The sequence below is a fragment of the Pantoea coffeiphila genome (assembly GCF_016909495.1).
GTDB classification, from domain to species: Bacteria; Pseudomonadota; Gammaproteobacteria; order Enterobacterales; family Enterobacteriaceae; genus Erwinia; species Erwinia coffeiphila.
The window spans coordinates 754,677-778,712 of the sequence record NZ_JAFBFW010000002.1; the positions used below are offsets into that span (position 1 = coordinate 754,677).

20 protein-coding genes are annotated in these 24,036 nt (G+C 55.2%); 7 read left to right on the forward strand and 13 right to left on the reverse strand.

From position 1 onward, the window contains the following. Positions 1-20: 20 nt before the first annotated feature. The 4 genes from secD to queA all read right to left on the reverse strand — a co-directional run bounded on the left by secD (position 21) and on the right by queA (position 4,519). Complete coding sequence (gene secD / locus JOE09_RS09205; protein ID WP_205065545.1) at positions 21-1,868, reverse strand: protein translocase subunit SecD; 1,848 nt, start codon at positions 1,866-1,868, stop codon at positions 21-23. A gap of 26 nt (positions 1,869-1,894) precedes the next feature. Next, positions 1,895-2,224: a preprotein translocase subunit YajC gene (gene yajC, locus JOE09_RS09210; protein ID WP_056233931.1), complete on the reverse strand. Its 330-nt coding sequence runs from the start codon at positions 2,222-2,224 to the stop codon at positions 1,895-1,897. 17 nt (positions 2,225-2,241) lie between these two features. Next, positions 2,242-3,372, reverse strand: a complete 1,131-nt coding sequence (gene tgt, locus JOE09_RS09215; protein WP_105590771.1) for a tRNA guanosine(34) transglycosylase Tgt — start codon at positions 3,370-3,372, stop codon at positions 2,242-2,244. A 73-nt stretch (positions 3,373-3,445) separates the two neighbouring features. Then, positions 3,446-4,519, reverse strand: a complete 1,074-nt coding sequence (gene queA, locus JOE09_RS09220; RefSeq protein WP_205065642.1) for a tRNA preQ1(34) S-adenosylmethionine ribosyltransferase-isomerase QueA — start codon at positions 4,517-4,519, stop codon at positions 3,446-3,448. 125 nt (positions 4,520-4,644) lie between these two features. Between queA and JOE09_RS09225 the strand changes: the two genes are divergently transcribed. The 3 genes from JOE09_RS09225 (at position 4,645) to JOE09_RS09235 (ending at position 7,244) form a co-directional block, all read left to right on the forward strand. After that, entirely contained in the window at positions 4,645-5,226 is a 582-nt protein-coding gene (locus JOE09_RS09225; protein WP_200545518.1) for an ACP phosphodiesterase, read from the forward strand. 198 nt (positions 5,227-5,424) lie between these two features. Continuing rightward, on the forward strand, positions 5,425-6,027 hold the full coding sequence (locus JOE09_RS09230; RefSeq protein ID WP_056233921.1) for a peroxiredoxin C: 603 nt from the start codon (positions 5,425-5,427) through the stop codon (positions 6,025-6,027). A gap of 227 nt (positions 6,028-6,254) precedes the next feature. Then, a complete protein-coding gene (locus JOE09_RS09235; protein ID WP_205065546.1) occupies positions 6,255-7,244 on the forward strand; it encodes a LacI family DNA-binding transcriptional regulator in 990 nt (329 codons plus the stop codon). An 82-nt stretch (positions 7,245-7,326) separates the two neighbouring features. Here the strand turns inward: JOE09_RS09235 and proY are convergent, their stop codons facing one another. From proY to phoB, 6 genes are all read right to left on the reverse strand, one after another. Beyond that, positions 7,327-8,676, reverse strand: coding sequence for a proline-specific permease ProY (proY, locus tag JOE09_RS09240; RefSeq protein WP_105590768.1), 1,350 nt, complete (start codon positions 8,674-8,676; stop codon positions 7,327-7,329). A gap of 53 nt (positions 8,677-8,729) precedes the next feature. Continuing rightward, positions 8,730-10,052, reverse strand: a complete 1,323-nt coding sequence (gene brnQ / locus JOE09_RS09245) for a branched-chain amino acid transport system II carrier protein (protein ID WP_105590767.1) — start codon at positions 10,050-10,052, stop codon at positions 8,730-8,732. Between the two features lie 408 nt (positions 10,053-10,460). Beyond that, the gene (locus tag JOE09_RS09250) at positions 10,461-11,561 is read right to left on the reverse strand and encodes a cobalamin-independent methionine synthase II family protein (protein ID WP_205065547.1); all 1,101 of its coding nucleotides are present in this window, start codon (positions 11,559-11,561) and stop codon (positions 10,461-10,463) included. 209 nt (positions 11,562-11,770) lie between these two features. Continuing rightward, positions 11,771-12,694: a PstS family phosphate ABC transporter substrate-binding protein gene (locus JOE09_RS09255; protein ID WP_205065548.1), complete on the reverse strand. Its 924-nt coding sequence runs from the start codon at positions 12,692-12,694 to the stop codon at positions 11,771-11,773. 18 nt (positions 12,695-12,712) lie between these two features. Continuing rightward, complete coding sequence (gene phoR, locus JOE09_RS09260; protein ID WP_105590764.1) at positions 12,713-14,026, reverse strand: phosphate regulon sensor histidine kinase PhoR; 1,314 nt, start codon at positions 14,024-14,026, stop codon at positions 12,713-12,715. A 23-nt stretch (positions 14,027-14,049) separates the two neighbouring features. Then, complete coding sequence (phoB, locus tag JOE09_RS09265) at positions 14,050-14,739, reverse strand: phosphate response regulator transcription factor PhoB (RefSeq protein WP_105590763.1); 690 nt, start codon at positions 14,737-14,739, stop codon at positions 14,050-14,052. Positions 14,740-14,958: 219 nt separating this feature from the next. On the opposite strand from phoB, the gene sbcD reads away from it, so the two are divergent. The 4 genes from sbcD (at position 14,959) to JOE09_RS09285 (ending at position 20,710) form a co-directional block, all read left to right on the forward strand. After that, positions 14,959-16,179 carry an exonuclease subunit SbcD gene (gene sbcD / locus JOE09_RS09270; RefSeq protein ID WP_205065549.1) on the forward strand — a complete coding sequence of 407 codons (1,221 nt, stop codon included), beginning with the start codon at positions 14,959-14,961 and terminating at the stop codon, positions 16,177-16,179. After that, positions 16,176-19,547: an AAA family ATPase gene (locus JOE09_RS09275; protein ID WP_205065550.1), complete on the forward strand. Its 3,372-nt coding sequence runs from the start codon at positions 16,176-16,178 to the stop codon at positions 19,545-19,547. The genes sbcD and JOE09_RS09275 overlap by 4 nt, the downstream gene beginning before the upstream one ends. Before the next feature lie 406 nt (positions 19,548-19,953). Then, the gene (locus tag JOE09_RS09280) at positions 19,954-20,481 is read left to right on the forward strand and encodes a DUF2778 domain-containing protein (RefSeq protein ID WP_205065551.1); all 528 of its coding nucleotides are present in this window, start codon (positions 19,954-19,956) and stop codon (positions 20,479-20,481) included. Continuing rightward, positions 20,450-20,710: a hypothetical protein gene (locus JOE09_RS09285; protein WP_205065552.1), complete on the forward strand. Its 261-nt coding sequence runs from the start codon at positions 20,450-20,452 to the stop codon at positions 20,708-20,710. Before JOE09_RS09280 ends, JOE09_RS09285 begins: the two co-directional genes overlap by 32 nt. A gap of 27 nt (positions 20,711-20,737) precedes the next feature. Here the strand turns inward: JOE09_RS09285 and JOE09_RS09290 are convergent, their stop codons facing one another. From JOE09_RS09290 to JOE09_RS09300, 3 genes are all read right to left on the reverse strand, one after another. Beyond that, the gene (locus JOE09_RS09290; RefSeq protein ID WP_205065553.1) at positions 20,738-21,223 is read right to left on the reverse strand and encodes an Hcp family type VI secretion system effector; all 486 of its coding nucleotides are present in this window, start codon (positions 21,221-21,223) and stop codon (positions 20,738-20,740) included. Positions 21,224-21,803: 580 nt separating this feature from the next. Then, positions 21,804-22,871, reverse strand: coding sequence for an AraC-like transcriptional regulator QhpR (gene qhpR / locus JOE09_RS09295; protein WP_239552998.1), 1,068 nt, complete (start codon positions 22,869-22,871; stop codon positions 21,804-21,806). A gap of 149 nt (positions 22,872-23,020) precedes the next feature. Beyond that, positions 23,021-24,025: a phosphotransferase enzyme family protein gene (locus JOE09_RS09300; protein WP_205065554.1), complete on the reverse strand. Its 1,005-nt coding sequence runs from the start codon at positions 24,023-24,025 to the stop codon at positions 23,021-23,023. Positions 24,026-24,036 lie beyond the last annotated feature (11 nt).

The window sequence follows — 24,036 nt, forward strand, 5'->3', positions numbered from 1 at the left end:
CCTGTGACACAACGCACTCCTCAGATAGACAACTTGTTGATGCGTTTGCCGCCGTACATCAGATTAACGATGGCACGGGTGCCGATAATCGCGGTAAACATGGACGTTGCCACACCAATCGCCGTGGTGATAGCAAACCCTTTAATCGAGCCGGTACCCACTGCGTACAGAATGATAACTTTAATCAGCGTAGTCACGTTGGCATCAACGATACTGGAGAACGCACCTTTATAGCCTTCATGAATCGCCTGCTGGACGGAACGCCCGTTACGCAGCTCTTCTTTGATACGCTCGTTGATCAGTACGTTAGCATCGACCGCAACCGCCAGCGTCAGTACGATACCGGCAATACCCGGCATCGTCAGCGTCGCACCCGGCAGCAGCGACATAATGCCGACAATCAGCACCAGGTTAGCTAACAGCGCGCTGGTCGCCACCAGACCGAATTTCTTGTACCACAGCACCATAAAGATGATCGAAGCGATCAGGCCCCACAGGCAGGCTTCCAGACCCTGAGTGATGTTCTGCTGACCCATAGTCGGGCCAATCGTACGCTCTTCAACAATCTGGATTGGCGCAATCAACGCACCGGCACGCAGCAGCAGCGACAGCTGACGTGCTTCGTTCGGGTTGTTAATGCCGGTAATACGGAAGCTGTTACCCAGACGAGACTGGATGTTCGCAACGTTGATCACCTCTTCCTGCTTCACCAGAATCGAACGGCCGTTGGCATCTTTCTTCCCGCTGTCTTTATATTCAACAAACAGGGTAGCCATCGCCTTACCGACGCTGTCTTTGGTGAAGTTGGACATGATGTTACCGCCAGCGCTGTCCAGGGAAATATTAACCTGTGGCTGGTTGTACTCATCCATGCTTGAGGTAGAGTCGGTAATATGGTCACCGGTGAGGATCACGCGTTTGTACAGCACAACCGGCTGGCCATCACGCGTATCTTTCACTTCAGAGTCACCAGGAACGCGGCCGTTTGCGGCCGCTGTTGCATCCACGCTGGTGTTAACCAGGCGGAATTCCAGCGTTGCCGTTGCACCGAGGATCTCTTTCGCACGCGCGGTGTCCTGAATACCCGGCAGTTCAACCACAATGCGGTCCGCACCCTGGCGCTGCACCAGCGGCTCGGCTACGCCCAGCTGGTTAACACGATTTCGCAGAATGTTGATGTTCTGCTGTACCGCATATTCACGCGCTTCACGCAGACGTTCGTCGCTCATTACCGCAGTCAACGCATTGCTGCCGCTGCTACTGATGACCATGTCGCGGTGACGGCTCGTCAGATAGCTAACGGCCTGATTACGCGCATCCGCATCGCGGAAACGAATCTCCATGCCGTAGTTGTCAGTTTTACGAACGTTAACGTAAGGAATATTTTTTTCACGCAGATCGCTACGCAGGCTATCGATATTTTGCTCCTGGAGTTTACCCAGAGCAGTATCCATATCGACTTCCATCAGGAAATGCACGCCGCCGCGCAGGTCAAGACCGAGTTTCATCGGCTCTGCGTTCAGCATTGACAGCCAGGTGGGTGTAGCCGGCGCAAGATTAAGCGCCACAACGTAATTCTCGCCAAGAACCTTCATAATCGCTTCACGAGCGCGCAGCTGCACGTCGGTATTGGCGAAACGCGCCATAATAGCGCCGTTTTCCAGGGCAATAGATTTGCTCTGGATATTATCTTCTTTTAATGCGTTTTGGATCTGAACCAGCGTTTGCTCACTGGCGGCGCTTCCGCGCGCACCAGTGATCTGAACAGCCGGATCCTCACCATAAAGGTTAGGCAGTGCATACAGCAGACCGACGAGTAATACGACGATCAGCATGATGTACTTCCATAAAGGATAACGGTTTAACACGGCAGTTCCCTTAGGGACATCAAAAATTACAGCGCCTTCATCGAACCTTTCGGCAGAACGGCAGCTACGAAGTCACGTTTGACCACAACTTCAGTGGTTTCGTTCAGCGCGATAGCGACATAACCAGTTTCCGCTACTTTCGTAACGCGGCCTACCAGGCCACCGGTGGTCAGCACTTCATCACCCTTAGAGATTGAGTCCATCAGTTTTTTGTGCTCTTTCGCACGTTTCTGCTGAGGGCGCAGGATCATGAAGTAGAAAATCAGACCAAATACAACCAGCATAATCACCAGAGAGTAAGGACTTCCCTGTGATGGTGCTGCAGCTGCCACGGCATCAGAAATGAACAAGCTCATTAAAATTCCCTCATTGTTTAATTATCAGACGTTAATGGCGGAACCGCCGTCCCCGTCCGTTGGTAAAATTCAGTCACGAAGTGCTCTAATTTACCTTCTTCAATAGCCTTGCGTAAACCCGCCATCAGGCGCTGGTAATAACGCAGATTATGAATGGTATTCAGTCGCGCTCCTAAAATCTCATTACAGCGATCGAGATGGTACAAATAGGCACGGCTGTAATTGCGACAGGTGTAGCAATCACACTCGGCATCCAGCGGAGACGTGTCATCTTTATACTTCGCGTTACGGATTTTCACCACACCATCGGTGACGAACAGATGTCCGTTACGCGCATTACGGGTTGGCATCACGCAGTCGAACATATCAATACCACGACGGACGCCTTCAACCAGATCCTGTGGCTTACCCACGCCCATTAAGTAGCGCGGTTTATCTTCAGGAAGCTGCGGACAAACGTGCTCCAGAATACGGTGCATGTCCTCTTTTGGCTCGCCGACCGCCAGGCCGCCCACAGCGTACCCATCAAAGCCGATCTCCACCAGTCCTTTAACCGAGACATCGCGTAAATCTTCGTAAACACTACCCTGGATGATGCCGAACAGCGCGTTTTTATTCCCAAGCGAATCAAAGCGATCGCGGCTACGCTGCGCCCAGCGCAGAGACATTTCCATAGAACGCTTGGCATAATCCCAGTCGGCCGGGTATGGCGTACATTCATCGAAAATCATCACGATATCAGAACCGAGATCGTACTGAATTTCCATCGATTTTTCAGGATCGAGGAAGATCGCATCACCGTTGATCGGGTTGCGGAAATGTACGCCTTTTTCAGTGATCTTACGAATATCACCCAGACTGAAGACCTGGAAACCGCCGGAGTCTGTCAGAATCGGTCCTTTCCACTGCATAAAATCATGCAGATCGCCGTGCAGCTTCATGATTTCCTGGCCAGGACGCAGCCATAAATGGAAGGTGTTGCCCAGAATAATCTGCGCACCCGTCGCTTCGACTTCTTCCGGGGTCATGCCTTTCACCGTGCCGTACGTGCCCACGGGCATAAAGGCCGGGGTTTCTACCACGCCACGGTCAAAAACCAGGCGACCACGACGGGCGCGGCCGTCGGTCGTATCTAATTCAAACTTCACATTGCCTCCACCGAAGAAACAGTTCGATGTTAATGGTGATCAAAGGGACAGCCGATGCCGTCCTTTGGAAAAATCAGCCCTGCCCCGGGATCTCGTGGCAGGCCTGCGAATTACGGGTAATAAACATCGCGTCACCGTAGCTGAAGAAGCGATATTCCTGTGCTACCGCCTGCTGATAGGCATGCATGGTATTTTTATAACCAGCAAAGGCAGACACCAGCATAATCAGCGTAGACTCCGGCAGGTGGAAGTTAGTCACCAGCGCGTCAATGACCTGATAGTGATAACCCGGATAGATAAAGATTTTGGTATCGCCAAAGAACGGCGCAATCAGCGCATCGCCGGCGGCCTGCGCCGCGCTCTCCAGCGAACGAACCGAGGTGGTGCCCACGGCGATCACCCGATTGCCGCGCGCCTTACAGGCCAGTACCGCATCCACCACATCCTGCGGCACTTCCGCATATTCGGCGTGCATAATGTGGTCTTCAATGCTGTCTACCCGCACCGGCTGGAATGTCCCCGCACCAACGTGCAGGGTAACAAATGCGGTTTCAATGCCCTTTTCACGCAGCGCGGCCAGAAGAGGCTCGTCGAAATGCAGACCGGCGGTAGGAGCCGCAACGGCGCCAGGTTTCTGGCTGTAAACCGTCTGATAAAGCTCGCGGTCTACTTCTTCATCCGGACGATCGATATACGGCGGCAGCGGCATGTGGCCGATGTCGTTCAGAATATCCAGCACCGCGCGCGGGTCGTTAAATTCAATTTCAAACAGCGTGTCATGGCGTGCGGTCATCGTTGCCTGCACGTTTTCATCTTCGCCCAGCAGCAGTGCGCTGCCCGGTTTCGGAGATTTGGACGAGCGCACGTGGGCCAGCACACGCTTGTCATCCAGCATGCGCTCAATCAGCACTTCAATTTTCCCGCCGCTGGCCTTGCGGCCAAAAATACGTGCCGGGATCACCCGCGTATTGTTAAACACCAGCAGGTCACCGGGATTAAGTTTGTCCAGTAAGTCGGTGAACACCCCGTGCGTCAGCGCGCCATCCTCACCGTTTAACGACAGCAGACGGCACCCGCTGCGCTGGGCCTGCGGATAGTGGGCAATCAAAGATTCTGGTAACTCAAAAGAAAAATCGGCAACGCGCATGGTCATTCACATTCAGGGAAATCAGGGCGCATATTCTAGCTGAAAAACGGCAACTTCTAAACCTGCCCTTGATCTTTCATGCCGTCGTTGCAAAGCCGTGGATAAAAATAAGATATAGTAGGCGCATGAACTATCTCGCTCACCTCCATCTTGCCACGCTTGCCAACAGTTCGCTGCTGGGCAATTTGATGGCCGATTACATCCGCGGCAATCCACAGCAGCAGTTTTCTGCCGATATTGCCGAAGGGATTGCCCTGCACCGACGTATCGATGCGCTGACCGATTCGCTGCCGGAAGTCCGTGCTGCGCGGCAGCTGTTTCGTCCGGAAACGAAGCGCGTTGCGCCCATTACGCTGGACGTTATCTGGGATCATTTCCTGTCACATCACTGGGCTAAACTGGTGCCGGAAATTTCCCTGCCAGCTTTTTTGTCTCATGTTAAAAGTGTGATCGAGCCACAATTGCCGGGTACGCCGGAAGGTTTTCAGACTCTTAATCATTACTTATGGCGAGACCGCTGGATGGAGCGTTATGCCGCCGCGCCCTATTTACAAAATGTGCTACGAGGAATGGCCAGCCGCCGTCCGCGCCTGGCGGCACTGAGCGAGAGTTATTACGATTTTGAAGAAAATTATCAACAACTTGAAGACTTTTTTTGGCAGTTGTATCCGCAGATGATGGATCGGGCGGCACGGCAAATTCTGTGACATAGCCCCAGACTGACTTAGCGGTTGCCCTTTTCAATAAAAAGGTTATTGTATGATACTGTTTTAGTATTAACCTTTCTTTTGATAGGCGTAACCTATCTGAATAATCGGCGTATTACGCTGGCTCGCGGCAGGATGCACACCTTATACTTCCCGCATCTTGTCACCTTCATCCAACTTACTTTTACAGGAGTGAACATGGTCCTGGTAACTCGTCCAGCCCCTGATTTTACCGCCGCAGCCGTACTGGGCAACGGTGAGATCGTAGAGAACTTCAACTTTAAAAAACACACCGCTGGTAAAGCCACCGTTGTGTTCTTTTGGCCAATGGACTTCACCTTCGTCTGCCCTTCTGAGCTGATCGCTTTCGACAAGCGTTATGCTGAATTCCAGAAGCGCGGCGTTGAAGTTGTTGGTGTTTCCTTCGACTCAGAGTTCGTCCACAACGCGTGGCGTAAAACTCCGGTTGATAAAGGCGGCATCGGCGAAGTGCAGTACGCAATGGTTGCCGACATCAAACGTGAAATCCAGAAAGCCTACGGTATTGAGCATCCGGACGCGGGCGTTGCCCTGCGCGGCTCTTTCCTGATCGACAAAGCCGGTGTGGTTCGCCACCAGGTTGTTAACGATCTGCCACTGGGTCGTAACGTTGATGAAATGCTGCGTATGGTTGATGCGCTGCAGTTCCACGAAGAGCATGGCGAAGTGTGCCCGGCTCAGTGGGAAAAAGGCAAAGAAGGTATGGGCGCATCGCCAGAAGGCGTGGCGAAATACCTGTCTGAAAACGCCGCTAAGCTGTAATTTCAGCTCTGCAAAAAACTCGCTTCGGCGAGTTTTTTTTTGCCTGAATTTCCTCCCGCCCCTGCAATTATTGTTACTAACTTGTTGAAGGCACCTTTTGCCAGGCTGAAGAATACGGTTTTTATCCATTATATCTGGACCCGCCCCGCAACCACCAACCGCCAGTAACCGGATTACGGCGGCAGGGCTAAAGATTTCATGCTTGCGACAATAGACAGGGAGTTGCAATGGCGTCAGATAATAAAAACTGGATTACGGCAGCCGATGTTGCCCGTCATGCAGGGGTTTCACGTTCAGCGGTATCACGTACGTTTACACCCGGGGCCTCCGTCTCGGAGCAAACCCGCCAGCGGGTTCTGGCCTCGGCAAATGAACTGGGTTATCAGGTCAACATTATTGCCAGAACGATGATAACCGGCAGCAGCAATTTCGTTGGCCTGATTTCCACCAGTTTCGACAATCCCTTTAACAGCAGGCTGCTGGTTTCGTTGATTCATCATCTGACGCTGCACGGTTTTATGCCGCTGCTGTTGAATATAAACGGGCCACATCAGCTCGAATCCGCACTGTACAAGCTACTTAGCTACCATATCACCGGAGTGATCATGACCTCGGGTGCGCCCCCCCTTGCTCTGGCCCGCGAGTATCTGGCAAAGAAAATCCCGGTCGTGCTGGTTAACCGCTATGCCTGTCTGCCTGGCATCGATCGCATTTGCAGTGATAATACTCAGGGCGCAACCCAGGTTGCAGAGCTGTTTGTTGAACAAAATCTGCGACAGCTGGCTTTTATTGGAGAGAACCGGCACAGCTTTAATACCGCTGAGCGCTGGCGAGCCTTTCGTGCCGCGCTACCAGCAACACCGCCCGTGGCCCATTTCTGCGATCGGGACAGCTATCAGTGCGGTTGGGATGCAGCGGAAACGGTCTTAAGAGCACAGCCCGATCTCGAGGGAATTTTCTGTGCCAGCGATATGCTGGCGATGGGAGCGATGGACTACCTTCGCCAGTCAGCACAAAGCACCGATGTCAAAGTGGTCGGGTTTGATGATATCCCACAGGCGAGTTATGCCGCCTACAGCTTGACGACCGTACGCCAGGATACCGATCGGTTAGCGCTGTTTTCCGTTGACTCCCTGCTCAAGCGCATTGAGAACTTTTCCCGCCCTTCACTCGAGCAGTCCGTACCGGTTGATCTGGTTCGCCGCTGTTCTGCCTGATACAAAAAAACCGCCATCCTCACGGATCGCGGTTTTTTTTAAACTTCACCTACAGCTACCAGACCATTTAACCCATTAACGGTTATTTGCGTCGCTTCACCCACTGCCAGCTCACTAACAGCAGCAGAATCCACGCAATACCGACGTACAGCGATACGCGGGTATCCGGGAAGTAGCCGATCAGGCCAATAATAAAGACCAGGAAGAGAATACCCACCGTTGCGGTAAATGGCCCGCCCGGCAAGGCAAATGCCAGTTCCTTCTTCTGCTCGGCGCTCAGCGTGCGGCGGAAGCCAATCTGGGAGAACAGGATCATAATCCACACCCAAACGGTCGCAAACGTCGCCAGCGAAGCAATCACCAGGAATACTTTCTCCGGCATCAGATAGTTCAGATACACCGCCACCAGCATAGCGGCCATCATGGCCATCACCGTGACCCACGGCACGCCCCTGCGGGAAACGTTTGCAAAGACCTTGGGTGCATGTCCCTGTTCAGCCATACCGTGCAGCATTCGCCCAACGCCGAAGACGTCGCTGTTAATCGCCGACAGTGACGCTGTGACCACCACAAAGTTGAGGATGGCTGCCGCTGCCGCAATGCCCATATGCTGGAAAGTCAGCACGAACGGACTGCCGTTGGTGCCCACCTGGTTCCACGGGTAGATGGACATAATGACGAATAGCGTACCGACATAAAACACCAGAATACGCAGCGGTACTGCATTAATTGCCCGTGGAATTGAGGTCTGTGGATCTTTCGCCTCACCGGCGGTAATACCAATAATCTCAATACCACCGTAGGCAAACATCACCACCTGGAGCGACAGCATCATGCCGATCCAGCCGTTGGGGAAGAATCCGCCATTGGCCCACAGATTACTGATGCCGGTTGGCTGGCCGCCGTTGCCGAGGCCCCAGACAATAATACCAATACCGGCGACAATCATGATGATGATGGTGGCAACTTTGAACAGCGACAGCCAGAACTCTACCTCACCAAACACTTTCACCGTGGCGAGGTTAATAGCGCCAATAATCATCACCACGCTCAGCACCCAGATCCAGTGCGGCACATCCGGGAACCAGAAGCCCATATAGATACCGAACGCGGTAACGTCGGCAATCGCTACGATGAGAATTTCAAAGCAGTAGGTCCAGCCGGTGATATAACCTGCCAGCGGGCCGAGGTAGTCCTGCGCATAGCGCGAGAAGGAGCTGGCCTGAGGATTGTTGACCGACATTTCGCCCAGTGCACGCATAATGATATACGCCACCGCACCGCCGATCAGATAGGCCAGAATAACGCTGGGACCGGCCATCTTGATAGCATCTGCCGAACCGTAAAACAGCCCGGTTCCGATTGCCGAACCCAGGGCCATAAAACGAATATGGCGGGTGCTCAGTCCCTTTTTAAGTGTCGAACTTGTCATCTATACACCTGTCGACCCCTTACCTGATGAGGTAAGGGGAAGTTTTACAACGCTTATTGCTGATGCGCAGTAACCGACTGGTGGCCTGACACGCGATCGTATACGGCTACCAATACCAGCATCACCAGTGAAGGTGGCAACCATGCCAGTCCCTGATCCGCCAGCGGCAGATTTTGGGCAAACCCAGGCAGCAAGGCCTTAAATTCCGTGGTTTTGATGGCGTCAATAATACCGAAAATCAGGCTCACTAACATCGGTAAAGCGATGATTCGGCTACTTTTGTGCCACCACTTCAGGGTGAAACTCAACAGAACCAGCACAATACACGGCGGATAAATCGCCGTCAGCACCGGAATAGAGAACTGGATCAGATGGCTCAGGCCCAGGTTAGACACCACCATGGAGAACAGGCCAAGGATAAACACCAGCTGGCGGTAAGTTAAAGGCAACAGGCCTTCAAAGAACTCCGCGCACGCACAGGTCAGGCCAACGGCGGTGACCATACAAGCCACAAAAATCAGCGCGGCCAGGAAGAAACTGCCCATACCGCCAAAGGTGTGCTGCACATAGGCATGCAGAATAGCGGCACCGTTAGCCTGCTGATCGACAATCGATGCGCTGTCTGAACCCAGTTTGAACAGGCTGAGGTAAACCAGCGTCAGGCCAACACCGGCGATCAGACCGGCGATCACCGTATAGCGGGTCAGCAACTTCGCATTATCAATACCGCGTGAACGCGCGGCGTTGACAATGACGATACCGAACACCAGCGCGCCCAGCGTATCCATGGTCAGATAGCCATTAACAAAGCCGCTGGAGAATGCCGCACGCTGATAGTCGTGGGTTGCCGGAGCAAGGCCACCGGCGGGCCACAGCAGCGCCGCAAGGCCCAGGATGGTCAGCGCAACGATTTTCAGCGGTGCCAGCACGTGGCCCACGGTATCCAGCAGTTTGCCGGGATAAAGAGAAATGCCAATCACCAGCGCAAAGTAGATCAGGCTGTACACCAGCAGCGGTAGAGCGCCATCGCCGGTCAGCGGGGCAATACCCACTTCGAAGGAAACGGTAGCGGTACGCGGGGTGGCAAACAGCGGGCCCACGGCCAGGTAGCAGACCGTTGCCAGCACCACGCCGGCCGCTTTACCGATTGGCGAGCTGAGGGCATCAATGCCGCCACCGACGCGCGCCAGTGCGATCACGGTGATCACCGGCAGACCCACGGCGGTAATCAGGAAGCCGATTGCGGCGGTCCAGACAAATTCGCCGGACTGGATACCCACCATCGGCGGGAAAATAATGTTTCCGGCACCTACGAAGAGGGCAAAAGTCATAAAGCCCAGCGCCAGAATATCTTTTGGAGTTAAACGATGCGTCATAAGGAACGGTGCTGCCTGTACTGGTATTGAATCGTGATGTCAGATTTATCCCCTGGGTCGCACTGTAAACGTTGCAAAATCAAGTCAATGCAGTGGAAACCACCGTGTATGAGCCGAACGGGCAGCGAATCAGAGCTGTTTATTTTCTGTATGCAGGGGGATGATGAAAAAACGGTGGTAAGTAAAACGTTTATAGCGGAGAAAGGCAATACGGGATCTAAAAAGCAGTAGTATATAGCGTAAAAATAACAACAGGCAGCGCATATCATTAGTTAACGGGAATATCGCGTTACATGATTTGTATCTTTTTTATCCGACCCGGCGTTAATTTCTGCATTTTTACCTCACATGATGCACAAAAGGCGCGTAAAAACGCGCCTTATACACAAAATGACAGGGGTTAACGCCTTACCAGACGCGGTTAGCGATATCCACCACCAGACGCAGTTTGGCCCACTGCTGTGCTTCCGTCAGGCTGTTGCCCTCTTCGGTCGAGGCAAAGCCGCACTGCGGGCTGAGGCAGATCTGGTCGAGGCTGATGTACTGCGTCGCCTCTTTGATCCGCTGCTCCACTGTGGCCGCCTCTTCCAGCTCGCCGGTTTTGGTGGTGATCAGGCCCAGTACCACCTGCTGGTTGCCCGGCTTGATAAAGCGCAGCGGCTCAAAGCCACCCGAGCGCTCGTTATCGTACTCCAGGAAGAATGCATCAATGTTCACGCCGCCGAACAGGATCTCCGCCACCGGCTCATAGCCACCTTCCGAGATCCAGGTTGAGCGGAAGTTTCCACGACACACATGCAGCCCGACAATCAGGTCATCCGGCTTCCCTTCCAGCGCCTTGTTCAGCACGCGGGCATAGGTCTGCGCCAGCTCTTCAGGGTTGTCGCCGCGCTCGCGGATTTCACGCTTCTGGTCATCGGAGCACAGGTAGGCCCAGACGGTATCATCCAGCTGCAGATAGCGGCATCCGGCATCGTAGAACGCTTTGATCGCATCTTTATAGGTCTGGGCCAGATCGTCGAAGTAGTCTTTCAGATCGGGATAGACGGTGGCATCAATCACCTTACGGCCGCCGCGGAAGTGCAGCACGCTCGGGCTTGGGATAGTCATCTTCGCCACGGCATCACCGCTGATGCCTTGCAGGAAGCGAAAATCTTCCAGCATCGGGTGGTTGCTGAAGCCCAGCTTGCCGGTCACTTTTACGCCGCGCGCTTTGGTCTGTACGCCGTTAAACTGAATGCCCTGCTCGGCTTCATAGCGCTCCACGCCGTCCAGGCCGTCAAAGAAATCAAAGTGCCACCAGGCGCGGCGGAATTCGCCGTCGGTCACGACCTGCAGGCCCGCTTCACGCTGCAGATCGACAACCTTACGAATTTCAGCATCTTCAATGCGGCGCAGCGCGGCGGCGTCAATTTCACCAGCTTCAAACTGCTTACGTGCCTGCTTGATCGCGGCAGGACGCAGAAAGCTGCCAACCACTTCGGCGCGATAATGGGTAGATGTTGTCATAGTCGGTTACTCCTGGCCTGCCATCCGGCACATAATTTAGGGTAGTAATAATTACCACTGGTTATTTTTGGACATCTGGATGTCTACATGTCTGGCGTTAAGAGTGTCATGAGAAACAGGCAGCGGCAAACGAGGAAAATTCATCGCAGTTGAAAAAAATTCATCTTACCAATGAGCAGCAACCGCGATTAAGACAGATAAAAAGATGATTACGGTGTCAGCAGGCTCAGCGCGCGCTCGCGCTGCTGCTGTGAAAGCGGCAGATAACCGGCCTGGCTGACCAGCTTCTGACCGTCCGGCGACAGTGCCAGACGCAGGAACGCGGCCGTCAGCGGCTCCAGCGGCTTTCCGGGGGCTTTATTGACGTAAATATAGAGCGGGCGGGCATAAGGATAGAGCCCGCTGCGAATATTTTCCGGGGTTGGCGCGATCCAGTCGCTACCACTGCGGGCCACCGGCACGGTTTTCACCCCGCTGATATGAAAGCCCGCGCTGGCGTAGCCAATGCTGTTCAGCGTACCGGCCACTGCCTGCACCACCGCCGCCGAACCGGGATACTCGCCGACATCTTTGCGGAAATCGCCGTTACATAACGCCTGCTGCTTGAAGAACCCCCAGGTGCCGGAGGCAGAGTTGCGGCCAAAGCGTTGAAGACCACGATCGGACCAGCCCGGCTGCGTCAGCTGTAGATCGCCCCAGGTCACCGGCACTTTGCGCGCCCCGCAGCGGCGGGTAATCGAAAATATAGCGTCCAGCTGCTGCACGTTCAGCCCGGGCAGCGGGTTGTCCTGATTGACCACCACCACCAGCGCATCCATCGCCACCGGTACTGCCAGCGGCGGATAACCATAGCTGTCCTCAAACAGCTGGCGTTCCGGGGCCTGCATCGGGCGGCTCATCGCCCCGAGCTGCGCGGCACCGGCCGCCAGCGCGGTAGGGGCGGTAGACGATCCCGCCGCCTGGATCTGCACATTGATCCCCGGATACTGACGGTTAAAGCTCTCGCCCCACAGCGCCATCAAATTGCCCAACGTATCCGAACCCACGCTGGACAAATTCCCCGCCAGCATGCCTTCGCGGGCCGGAGCAAGGGAAGTAAACAGCAGCAGCGCCAGCGCCATCAGCTTTTTCATAGCAAGAAACCCGTCAGATTAACGAACCGCATTCTCAACCAGTTCGGCGCTGACAATCAACCTTGGCGGCAGCTGGAAGCTGAAACAGGTTTCTTTATTCGGCTCGCTGGTGATATCCAGCCGGGCATTATGGTGGCTCAGCGCGTGCTTAACAATCGCCAGCCCCAGCCCGCTGCCTCCGGTCTGACGGGAACGTGCCTTGTCCACCCGATAGAATCGCTCCGTCAGGCGCGGAATATGCTCGGCGGCAATGCCAGGACCGTTATCCCGCACCTTAAACTGCGCGCCGTGGCTATTGCGCAGCCAGCTGATATCGATACGCGTTCCTTCCGGGGTGTGGTTTACCGCGTTATACACCAGATTAGAGATAGCGCTGTGCAGCTGCTCATCGTTGCCGTATACGCGCAGATGCGGGTCGGTGTGGAAGTGAATCTCATGGCGGCCATTACTGAGAGTTTCTGCCTCACGCTGCAAAATGCGCAGCATTCTGGGCACATCCACTTTTTCCTGCATATCCAGCGCCGGTGCGGCCTCAATGCGCGACAGCGTCAGCAACTGCTTCACCAGACTGTCCATCCGCCGGGTCTGCTCCTGCATGGTATGCAGCGCTTTGTCACGCACCCCACCCTCCAGCACTGAATCATTCATCATTTCCAGATAACCCTGCAAAACGGTCAGCGGCGTGCGCAGTTCATGGCTGACGTTGGCAAAGAAGTTACGACGCGCCCCCTCCAGCTGATGCATCTGCGTGACGTCCCTGGCGACCATCAGCCACTGGCCTTCACTGTAGGGCATCACGCGGAACTCAATATGGCGGTGATTATTCAGCACCAGCGTCAGCGGGCGGCTGAAATCACGCTGGCGTAGATAGCGGGTAAATTCAGGATAGCGCAGCAGGTTGAGGATATTCTGGCCGTTATCCTCAGGCCAGCGCAGCGCCAGCATCTGCTGGGCCAGGCCGTTACACCAGAAAATCGTCCCTTCTTCGGTGGTGAGAATCACCGCATCAGGCAGCGATTCCGCACCGCTGCGAAAACGTTTAATCAGATGCCCCAGCTCGCGACGGCGACGGCGGTTACGCGCCTGCATCTGATAAAGCCCGTAGAAAAGCGGCTCCCAGCTACCCCGTCCGCTTGGCGGGGTCATACTGCGGTCAACCCACAGCCAGTGAGAAAGGCGAAGCAAGTTATTGAAGTGGAAACCCAGCACGCAGAGCACTGAGACTAACAGCAGCCAGGGCAGATACCCGATCAGCAGCCCGAGCAGAAGCGCGGGCAGGCTGGCGAGCAGCAGCTCCAGAAATAATCTCTTCCAGGAGAGGCGTTCCAACACGGTTCAGACTCCAGTGCGAACGATCAGTAGCGTGCAGAGAAACGGTAACCTGTTCCACGAACGGTTTGTACCATACGGTCATGCCCGGTCAGCTCCAGCGCTTTACGCAGGCGACGAATATGCACGTCAACGGTACGGTCTTCGACGTAAACGTTAGTCCCCCAGACGTGGTTTAGCAACTGTTCACGGCTGTAAACCCGCTCCGGGTGAGTCATAAAGAAGTGCAGCAGCTTATATTCTGTCGGCCCCATTTCCAGCGGCTGGGTGTCTGACATCACGCGGTGAGAAGACGGGTCAAGGCTAAGTCCCTGCATCTCGATCACCTCTTCCACCGCCATCGGCGAAATACGGCGCATTACGGCCTTGATTCGCGCCATCAGCTCCTTCGGCGAGAACGGCTTGGTAATATAGTCGTCGGCCCCCACTTCCAGGCCACGCACGCGGTCTTCCTCTTCGCCGCGCGCCGTTAGCATCATCACCGGAATATCGCGAGTCATTGCTTCTCGCTTCAGATGCTTAATAAACTGAATGCCGGAGCCGCCGGGCAGCATCCAGTCCAGCAGGATCAAATCCGGCCAGGGTTCAATCAGCAGGCTAACCGCGCTGTCGTAATCCTCAGCTTCGATGGGTTGATAGTCGTTTTGTTCAAGAACGAAACACAACATCTCGCGGATTGGGGCTTCATCTTCAACTACCAAAATACGCTTAGCCATTATTGCTCCTGCTAATGTGACAGGCTGTCACGGGGGATATGCGGCGTCATTATGCGTCAGTTTTATGACACTTTTATGAAAAAAACACCCCCGAAATCGGGAGCATAGCGAAAAAGCAGCGTGGATGATTTCAACCTGACCGCCGGCAATCACTTGCCCCGTGAACAGCAACAGCGTTTATAATCCCTCGCAACATCATCAGGCTATGCAGGGAGTGACATGCGCATCATTCATACCGCCGACTGGCATCTCGGGCAGTTTTTCTATACCAAAAGCCGGGCGGCTGAACATCAGGCCTTTCTCGACTGGCTGCTGGAGCAGGCAGAAGCGCAGCAGGCTGATGCGATTATAGTCGCCGGTGATATTTTTGATACCGGATCGCCGCCAAGCTATGCCCGCGAGCTGTATAACCGCTTCGTGGTGAATTTACAGCAGACCGGCTGCCAGCTGGTGGTGCTGGGCGGCAACCACGATTCGGTGGCGACACTGAATGAATCGCGCGAGCTGCTGGCCTGCCTGAACACCCGGGTGATCGCCGCCGCCAGTGACGATATCCGTGACCAGGTGCTGGTGCTCAACACCCGTGACGGCCAGCCGGGGGCGATGCTGTGCGCCATTCCCTTCCTGCGCCCACGTGACATTATGCGCAGCCAGAGCGGCCAGTCGGGGCGCGACAAGCAGCAAACATTGCTGGAGGCAATTACCGACCACTATCAACGCTGCTGGCAGGAGGCGCTGGCTCAGCGGACAGCCCTGAATCTGACGCTGCCGGTCATCGCTACCGGACATCTGACTACCATGGGTGTGACCAAAAGCGACGCGGTGCGTGATATTTACATCGGCACGCTGGATGCTTTCCCGGCCGATGCCTTCCCACCTGCCGACTATATTGCGCTCGGTCATATCCATCGCGCCCAGCGCGTGGCCAACAGCGAACACATTCGCTACAGCGGTTCACCGATTCCACTCAGTTTTGATGAGCTGGGCAAAGAGAAAAGCGTTTTTGTGGTGGATTTTGCCGACGGCGCGCTAAGCCAGGTCACCCCGCTATCGATTCCGCTGTTCCAGCCGATGCGGATGATCAAAGGCTCTCTGGAAGAGATTGAAGCGCAGCTGGCCGCACTGGAGCCGGACCCGCAGGGAAAATTAATCTGGCTGGATATCGAAATCGTCACCGACGACTGGCTCAGCGAACTTCAGCGCCGCATTCAGCAGTTGACCGAAACGCTGCCGGTAGAGGTGGTACTGCTTCGCCGCAGCCGCGAGCAGCGTGAACGGGTTATCGCCCGGCAGAATAATGAAACCCTCAGCGAGCTTAGCGTGGAAGAGGTGTTTGCCCGCCGTCTGGCGCTGGAGGAGGGCGAGCCGGAACGGCTGGCTCGCGCAGAAGCCCTGTTCGCGCAGACGCTGGAAGCGGTACGCCATGAGGAACAGCCGTGAAAATTTTAACCTTACGCTTTAAGAATCTGAACTCGCTGAAGGGCGAATGGAAAATCGACTTCAGCGCCGAGCCTTTTGCCAGCAACGGGCTGTTTGCCATTACCGGCCCCACCGGAGCGGGTAAAACCACCCTGCTGGACGCCATCTGCCTCGCGCTGTATCACGAAACCCCGCGCCTGAAGAGTATCACCCAGTCACAGAACGACCTGATGACCCGCGATACGGCAGAATGTCTGGCGGAAGTGGAGTTTGAGGTAAAAGGCGTGGCCTGGCGTGCCTTCTGGAGCCAGAACCGCGCGCGCGGTGCCGCCGACGGCAATCTTCAGGCACCGCGCGTGGAGCTGGCGCGCTGCGAAGACAATCAAATCGTCGCCGACAAGGTCAAAGATAAGCTGGAAATGATTGCCAGCCTTACCGGCCTGGACTTTGAGCGCTTTACTAAATCGATGATGCTGTCGCAGGGGCAGTTCGCCGCCTTCCTGAACGCCGATGCCAACAAACGTGCCGAGCTGCTGGAAGAGCTGACCGGAACTGAAATCTACGGTCGTCTGTCGGCGCAGGTCTTTGAGCGCCACAAGCTGGCAAAAACCGAACTCGACGGCATGCGCACCCAGGCCTCGGGAATGGATCTGCTCAGCGATGAGCAGCAGCAGGAATTCAGCGACCGCCTGGCGCAACTGGTGGCCGATGAGCAGGTACTCACTTCGCAACAGCATCAGCAGCAACAGCAGCTACAGGAATGGCAGCAGCTTGAGCAGCTCCGGCAGGACCAGAGTCATCTTGTCCAGCAACAGCAGAGGCTGACGGAGCAACTCAGGCAAACGCGGGACGCACTGGACAGTGCTGCACAACAGCGGCAGCAGGCGCAGCAGGCGGAAGAGCAGCATCAGGCGCAAAGGCTGGTGCAGGAAACGCTGATTGCCGAGCAGGTCATTCCCCTCGATCATCAGCTGTCTTCACTGGGCGATCTGTTGAAACAGCTGGAGCAAGAGCGAAGTAAGCACCAACAGTCGCATCAGGCACGCCAGCAGGAGCGAATAAAAAATCAGCAGATTCAGCAGGATAAACTGGCGGCGCAGCAGAAACTTCAGCAGTGGCAGGATGCTCATCCCCGCTTCGCACAGTATGGCGAATCCCTGCCGCTGTGGCGCGAACGTTTCAGCCAGCAGCAAAAAAGTGAGCAGTCACTCTCCGCACTGCGCCTGCGTATTGAGGCCCAGCAGCAGGAACTGTACCAGCTTGACCGTACCCGTCAGCAGCTCGCTCAGCAGGCTGTACCGCTCCAGCAGCAGCTGACCGGAGCGCAGCAGGCGCTGGAAAAGGCTGAGCAGGCACTGAGCCCCCTGCAACAGCAGCATTCTGCCGAATCCCTGCGCGGCGAGCTGGAACAGTTTTCCCAGCAGCGCCCACAGCGTCAGCAGCTGGCTACGCTACAACCACAGTGGCAGCTGTTAACCACCCGGCGCAGCCGTTTGCAGCAGGATGACCAGCAGCTGGCACGTGAAATAACGCAGACTAGTGAGCAGTTACTTACGCTACGCACCAGCTGGAAAGAGAAAAACCAGCATTTGCAGGATGTTAAGGCGCGCCGCGACCTTGAACAGCGCATTGCCAGCCTTGAAGAACATCGCGCCCGACTGGAGCCGGGTCACCCCTGCCCGCTGTGCGGTTCAGCCGCTCATCCTGCCGTCGCGGAATATCAGGCGCTGCAGCTGTCGGAAACGCAGCAGCGGCTGGCGGAACTAGAACGGCAGGAACAGGAATTAAAAGAGCGCGGCAGCGCCTGTGCCGAACAGCTGAAGCAATGGCAGCGGCAGGCGGAGCGGCTGAAGCAGGATCGGCAGGAGGCCGACGAGCAGGCTGTCCAGCTGGAAAAGCGGTGGCAAAATGCGGTGCAGGCGCTGGGGCTCACCTTCACCCCTGACGACGGCGAGCAGGTCACGGCCTGGCTGCAAGAACAGGAGCGGCAGGAGCAGAAACAGCAGCAGCAGCTGAATGCGCTTGAGCAGGCTGAGCGCCACTGCCAGCAGCAAAAAGAACATCTCTACCAGCAGCAGCAGGCGATGCAAACGCTGCAGCAGCAAACGCAGCTCCATCAGCAGCAGCATGATTCCGCCAGCCGCCAGCTGGAGGAACAGCGTCAACAGCTGGTACAGGAAGAGCAGCAGGCTGCTCAACAGCGCAGCGCACTGGCCGAAAGCCTGCTGCCGCTGGAGCTGACGCTGCCGGAAAACGGCGACTATCACGGCTGGCTGCAGCTGCGTGAACAGCACTGGCAGCAGTGGCAGCAGAACGCCACCGCGCTGACGCAGCTGATACCGGAGCTGGCAACCCTGAGCAGCCGTCAGCAGGCGCTGGACGAGGAGCTGGCGCAGCAGCAGGCACAGCTGGAGGCACAAAACCAGCGCATCGCCGAGCAGCAGCAGGCACTGGCTCACTGCCAGCAGCAGCGTCAGCAGCTGTTCGGCGATCGCATCATCGCTCATGTTCAGCAGCAGCTGCGCGAACAGGCCACCGAGCATGCGACGGCCACCCGCCGCTATCAACAGCTCTGGCAGCAACAGCAGGACCTGGTGAACACCCAGCTCGGCCAGCTTCAGTCGCTGGATGCACAGCAGCTGGTGCTTGTGGCACGTCTGAAGGAGTGCGAAGAGAAGCTCAACCAGCAGAAGGAAGGCAGCCAGGATAGCAGTGCCGTGCGCGAAGCGCTGGCCGCCAGCGTGGCGGAGCTGAACCGCCAGCTGCGTGAGAATGCCGGACTGCAGGGGCAGCTTCGCCAGCAGCTGAGCTATGATGCCTCGCGCCGCCAGCAGCTTCAGTCGCTTCTGGCGCAGATCGCTGAGAACGAGCAGCGGGTGGAGGACTGGGCGTATCTGAATCAGCTGATCGGCTCACGTGATGGTGATAAGTTCCGCCGGTTTGCCCAGGGGCTGACGCTCGATCACCTGGTATGGTTGGCAAACAATCAGCTCAACCGCCTGCACGGCCGCTATTTGCTACAGCGCAAAACGCAGGAAGTGCTGGAACTGGAGGTGGTGGACACCTGGCAGGCGGACGCCCGCCGCGACACGCGCACGCTGTCCGGCGGCGAGAGTTTCCTGGTCAGCCTGGCGCTGGCGCTGGCGCTTTCCGATCTCGTCAGCCACAAGACGCGAATCGAGTCGCTGTTCCTGGATGAGGGCTTCGGTACGCTGGATGCAGAGACGCTGGACAGCGCGCTGGATGCGCTGGATGCATTAAACGCCAGCGGTAAAACCATCGGGGTGATCAGCCACGTTGAGGCGATGAAGGAGCGCATTCCGGTGCAGATTCGGGTGCGTAAGATTAACGGCCTGGGCTACAGTAGGCTGGAGACGCCAACGGGGTAAGTGTCGTCGGTAGAGAGGTGCTGGCGTCGCTGGAGCCTGTAATTTAAATTGTGTAATTGCCTGTTTTTGATATGTTCACAAAACACGGAGACAGGTAATTATTATGGATGAACAAAAACTCAAAGCCCTTGCTGCCGAACTGGCAAAAGGCCTGACGGCAACATCCCTGTTGGCGGCTCCTGGCCAGATGCCCTCCCCTCAGCGCTGCGGATGACCCGGCAGCCCCGGCAGAGGCCGTTCCCCTTTTTCCATTTTAATCGTTTTTACTGAGGCCATTCATCAATCAAACTGTGAGTTGATAATAACTATATTACTGAATAAAAAAACATCGCATAAAAATTAATATTAACGTGTGATAAAGTCGTGCCATCGTTTATGGAATTTACGAAAAGGGGCTCATCACCTTATGGCTTTGCAAGGAAAGTTTATTGTTAATAGTGCCGATTTTAGTCCTCTGATATTTTATGGTGTTGGTACATTTCTCGCTTATTCCGGTAATGATCACTATCGCAATCAGTCCGGATGTGTCGGCGTTCAAAATAACGGACCAATACCTGGTGGCCGTTACCATATAGTCAAAAGGCCTACGGGTGGCTGGAAAGGCGTAATTCGCACCGATCTTCGTGATTTTTACTCCTGGCCGACTTCAAGGCCGGTAATTAAATACGAGTGGTTTGCTCTATACCGCGATGATGGAAAAATTGATGATCATACATGGATCAATGGTGTTGAGAGGGGGAATTTCCGCCTGCATCCGCCCGGGCCACTTGGAATTTCCCTCGGATGTATTACGCTTCAACACAGAACAGATTTTCTCGCAATTCGTCAGGCATTACTCTCGACACAAAGCGTGAAACGGGTTAACGGTCTTATGTCATACGGAACGATTGAGGTTATTCTAAATGGAAGCTCGACGTGTCACGATGGGGTTTAGAATATTTATCGGTGTAGCGATTTTTTTACTGGTATTTCTTTTGGCACGACCATCCGATCCTGCAACTAAGAGCCAAATAGATTTTTGGAAAAAAACAGCCAGCCTGTTCGGAGAAAGTGACATAGAAGGTTTTGTTGGGATTGCATTACTGACCGGATGCACAATTTTTACTATATTGTGCTACAAGATTGTGATTCGTCAGATAGAAAAAAAACTGAACAATAAATGATAATAACCGGGCTTAGCCCGGTTGCTCCTACGAACGGTCTTCCCAACTATCAGAAAACAAAATATTTCCGTCACAATATTTCCAGGTGATTTTTTCATACATGAATGAAACTGACTCCATGTGATTTATTGCGGAAATCCCTGCCATTTTCGCATTGGGCATACCAGGATTGACAGACACCACCTTGACACCTTCAAGCAGCATGTTGAAATATTCTTCTTCCTGCCCGGCATGGTTGATCCGATACCATCTGAATTCAGCCGATTTTAGTGTCTGCCCCTTAGACACAGCTTTATAAAGGTATGGACTCGATGAATCGAATTCTTTTTCGAAGGAGATCGGGGCATGAAGGCGTTTCCGGGTAATTTTACCTGTAGCAGCGTCAACCGGCAGATTTACACCGTGCGAGAAACCAAGAATTTCGATACTACCTTCTCGATCTTGTACATCGACAGTACCGTGTATATCGGCACCACCATCATCTTTGAGCCAAAGATAAGCGGGAATTGGCATAAAGTTTTTCCTTAAACTTATACATGTGAAAACACCATTAACTAAACAGCACTCGAAATATAATAAACCTTTTCAGTAAAAGTAAAAATAACAGTTATTTCTTGAAAGCATCAATCAGAGAAAATACTATTCCCCTAACTATCAGAACCAAGACACTGAAACTCCATTTTTTCAACAGACTAAATAATTACTAATTTTTATCACTCTATTCATCAACATCAAAAACCGATACAAAACACAAATTAAAGACCACTCCGGCGTCAATGCGAAGACCGGCTGCTGCCCCGGACTGGCAATCCGCAGCGCTGAGCGCAGTGAGAAGGTCAGGATAAGCCCGCAGGACGCGGGCGCAAGGTGCGGCCGGGACAGGGACGTCCCGTCCGTGCCGCTCCGGCAGACCGACGAACGAAGCGAAGGCATCGCGCAGCGCGCGACGCGAGGACCGCCAGTCCGGGGCAGCAGCCAGTCAGCGCAGAGCGCCAGTGGTGCAGACTACACCCGTGGACATCTCATTATGAAATATTTAGCCGTTGATCTGCCGATCATATGAATCAGGCAGCCACTGTGCCCGATACAAACGTTAACTCGCCTGCTCCTCCTGCCGCCACTGGCGCGGACTCACGCCAAACCAGCGGCGAAAAGCGCGGGAAAATGCACTCACCTCGGAATACCCCAGCAGCAAAGCCATCTCGGAAATCGGCAGCTGCCGCTGCTGCAAATAATGGGTCGCCATCTCACAGCGCACCTTATCCACCAGCGCGGTAAAACTTATCCCCTCTTCCCGCAGCCGGCGCTGCAACGACCAGCTCGACATGCCCATATTTTCCGCCACATCTTCCAGCGTCGGCTCCCCTTGCAGCAGAGCCATATTGACCTGAGAACGCGCCCGATCGACAACGCTCTGCTGACTGGCGCTGGCGTTAAGCCGCCGGATGGCATCCTGCATCACCCCCAGTAGCAGCGGATCGCTGTCCGGCATCGCACGTGCCAAATCGCGCTTCATGATCACCAGCGAGTTAAACGGCTGATCGAAATAAACCGGGGCATCAAACACCTTACAGTGCTCGTGCCACTGCTCTGGCCGCGGATGCTCAAAATGCACCTCACGCGGCGCCCAGTTTTTTCCGGCGACATGGCGAATAAGATTGAGGAACATGCCCAGCGTCAGCTCAGCATCCTGACGACGGCAGAGAATAGCGCCGTGGCGTACCTGATAATCCAGCCGCCAGCTGTCGCCTTTGTCCACCAGGCGGGTCAGCGTGTCGCGCTGGTGCCACGGGAAAGCATGAACGACATTGTGCAGTGCCTGTTCCAGCGTTGCGCTACACAGCCCGATATAGCCAATCAACCCTAATGACTGCGGTTTAAACTGCCTGCCGTAGTGTAAACCGAAGTTATCACAGTCCGAATAGCGTGCCGATTCTTCCATCACCCGGCAGTAGTTAATCAACCCCAGGCTCAGCGTCGGCTGAGCCAGCAGCTCGGCATCAATTCCGCTGATGCCAAAGATACGATCCACATCGCCGCCCCGTTCACTGATAAAGCCACTTAATCCGCTGGCGGCTGCCGCCAGAACGCCGCGATTGCTGACGCTCCCGCTATGCAGAACATGGCTGATATCGGGATGTCTGTTCAGTAAAGTTTGCATGATCATCATCACCTTATGCCGCCGTAGATACCCTGATTAACAGCAAATATCGTACCAACTGCATCCTGAGTGAAAATCAACATGTTAGCGTCGGCCGATGCCTCATCGGGCACCGCCAGCGGGCAATGCTGCGCGCTGGCGGTGCAGGATTATGCACCGATCGGCAACCCGTCGCTCTCCAGATAGAAGCGACAAAGACGTACCGAGTGATCCGCCCAGCGCGATCCCAGGCTCTGGGCCATTTCCGTTTCCGCGTGCGATCCCGCCCAGGCCAGTAGCTGAATACGGCGCTGGATCAGCAGCGTCGGCACTTTCTCCATCTCCGCATCGCTGATGTGTGCCACCTGCTCATAGCCGCGCAGCCAGTTATCCACCCATTCACCAGCGCGGGGATGATGCTCAACAAAGCTGATCGCTGCCGCCAGATCGTGCAGATACCAGCCGAAACCGCAGTCGTCAAAATCGATCACCCGCGTCTGGCCGTTATCCAGCAGCAGGTTGGTCAGGCGGAGATCGGCGTGAATCAGGCCGTAGCTCTGCGGATCTTTGCCAAAGTCGGCCATCTCTTCACCAACCCGCGCAATGGCTTCCTCGACGATCCGGTGATCGGCAGGACGGAGGTTCGGCGCATCGCGCCAGTCTCCCCAGTGGCTCTGCGGGCTGACCATGGTGTGGTGATCCCAGACGATCCGCTGGAATCCCGCCGGGCGCTGCCAGCTGCGGCTGTGCTGATGCAGGCGCGCCGTAATATGCCCCAGCTGCTGGAAAGCGCGCGGATCGACGTCGGTGCCCGGCATCTCCCCTTCTATCCAGTTGAACAGCACGGCGTGACGAACGGAGCCGTCCGCCATCGTCAGAGTCTGCACTCTCTGCCCTTCAACATCGCTGACCGCCTGCGGTACTTCTATGCCGACTTCGCGCAACGCATCCAGCCAGTGCAGTTCACTTTCAATATCCGCGCGCTGATGGTAGTCAGCGCGATGCAGCCGCAGGGCATAGCGTTTTCCCGCTGCCTGTAGCAAAAAGGTCGCGTTTTCAGAGCGGCACAACAGGCTCAGCTTTCCCTGTAACGGCGGTGCGTAGCGACTTAACGCGCGTTCAGCCAGGCGCAGCAGCGCCTCATTGCTCAGGGTGTCATATTGTTTGGCGGTCATTATCAGGCTCC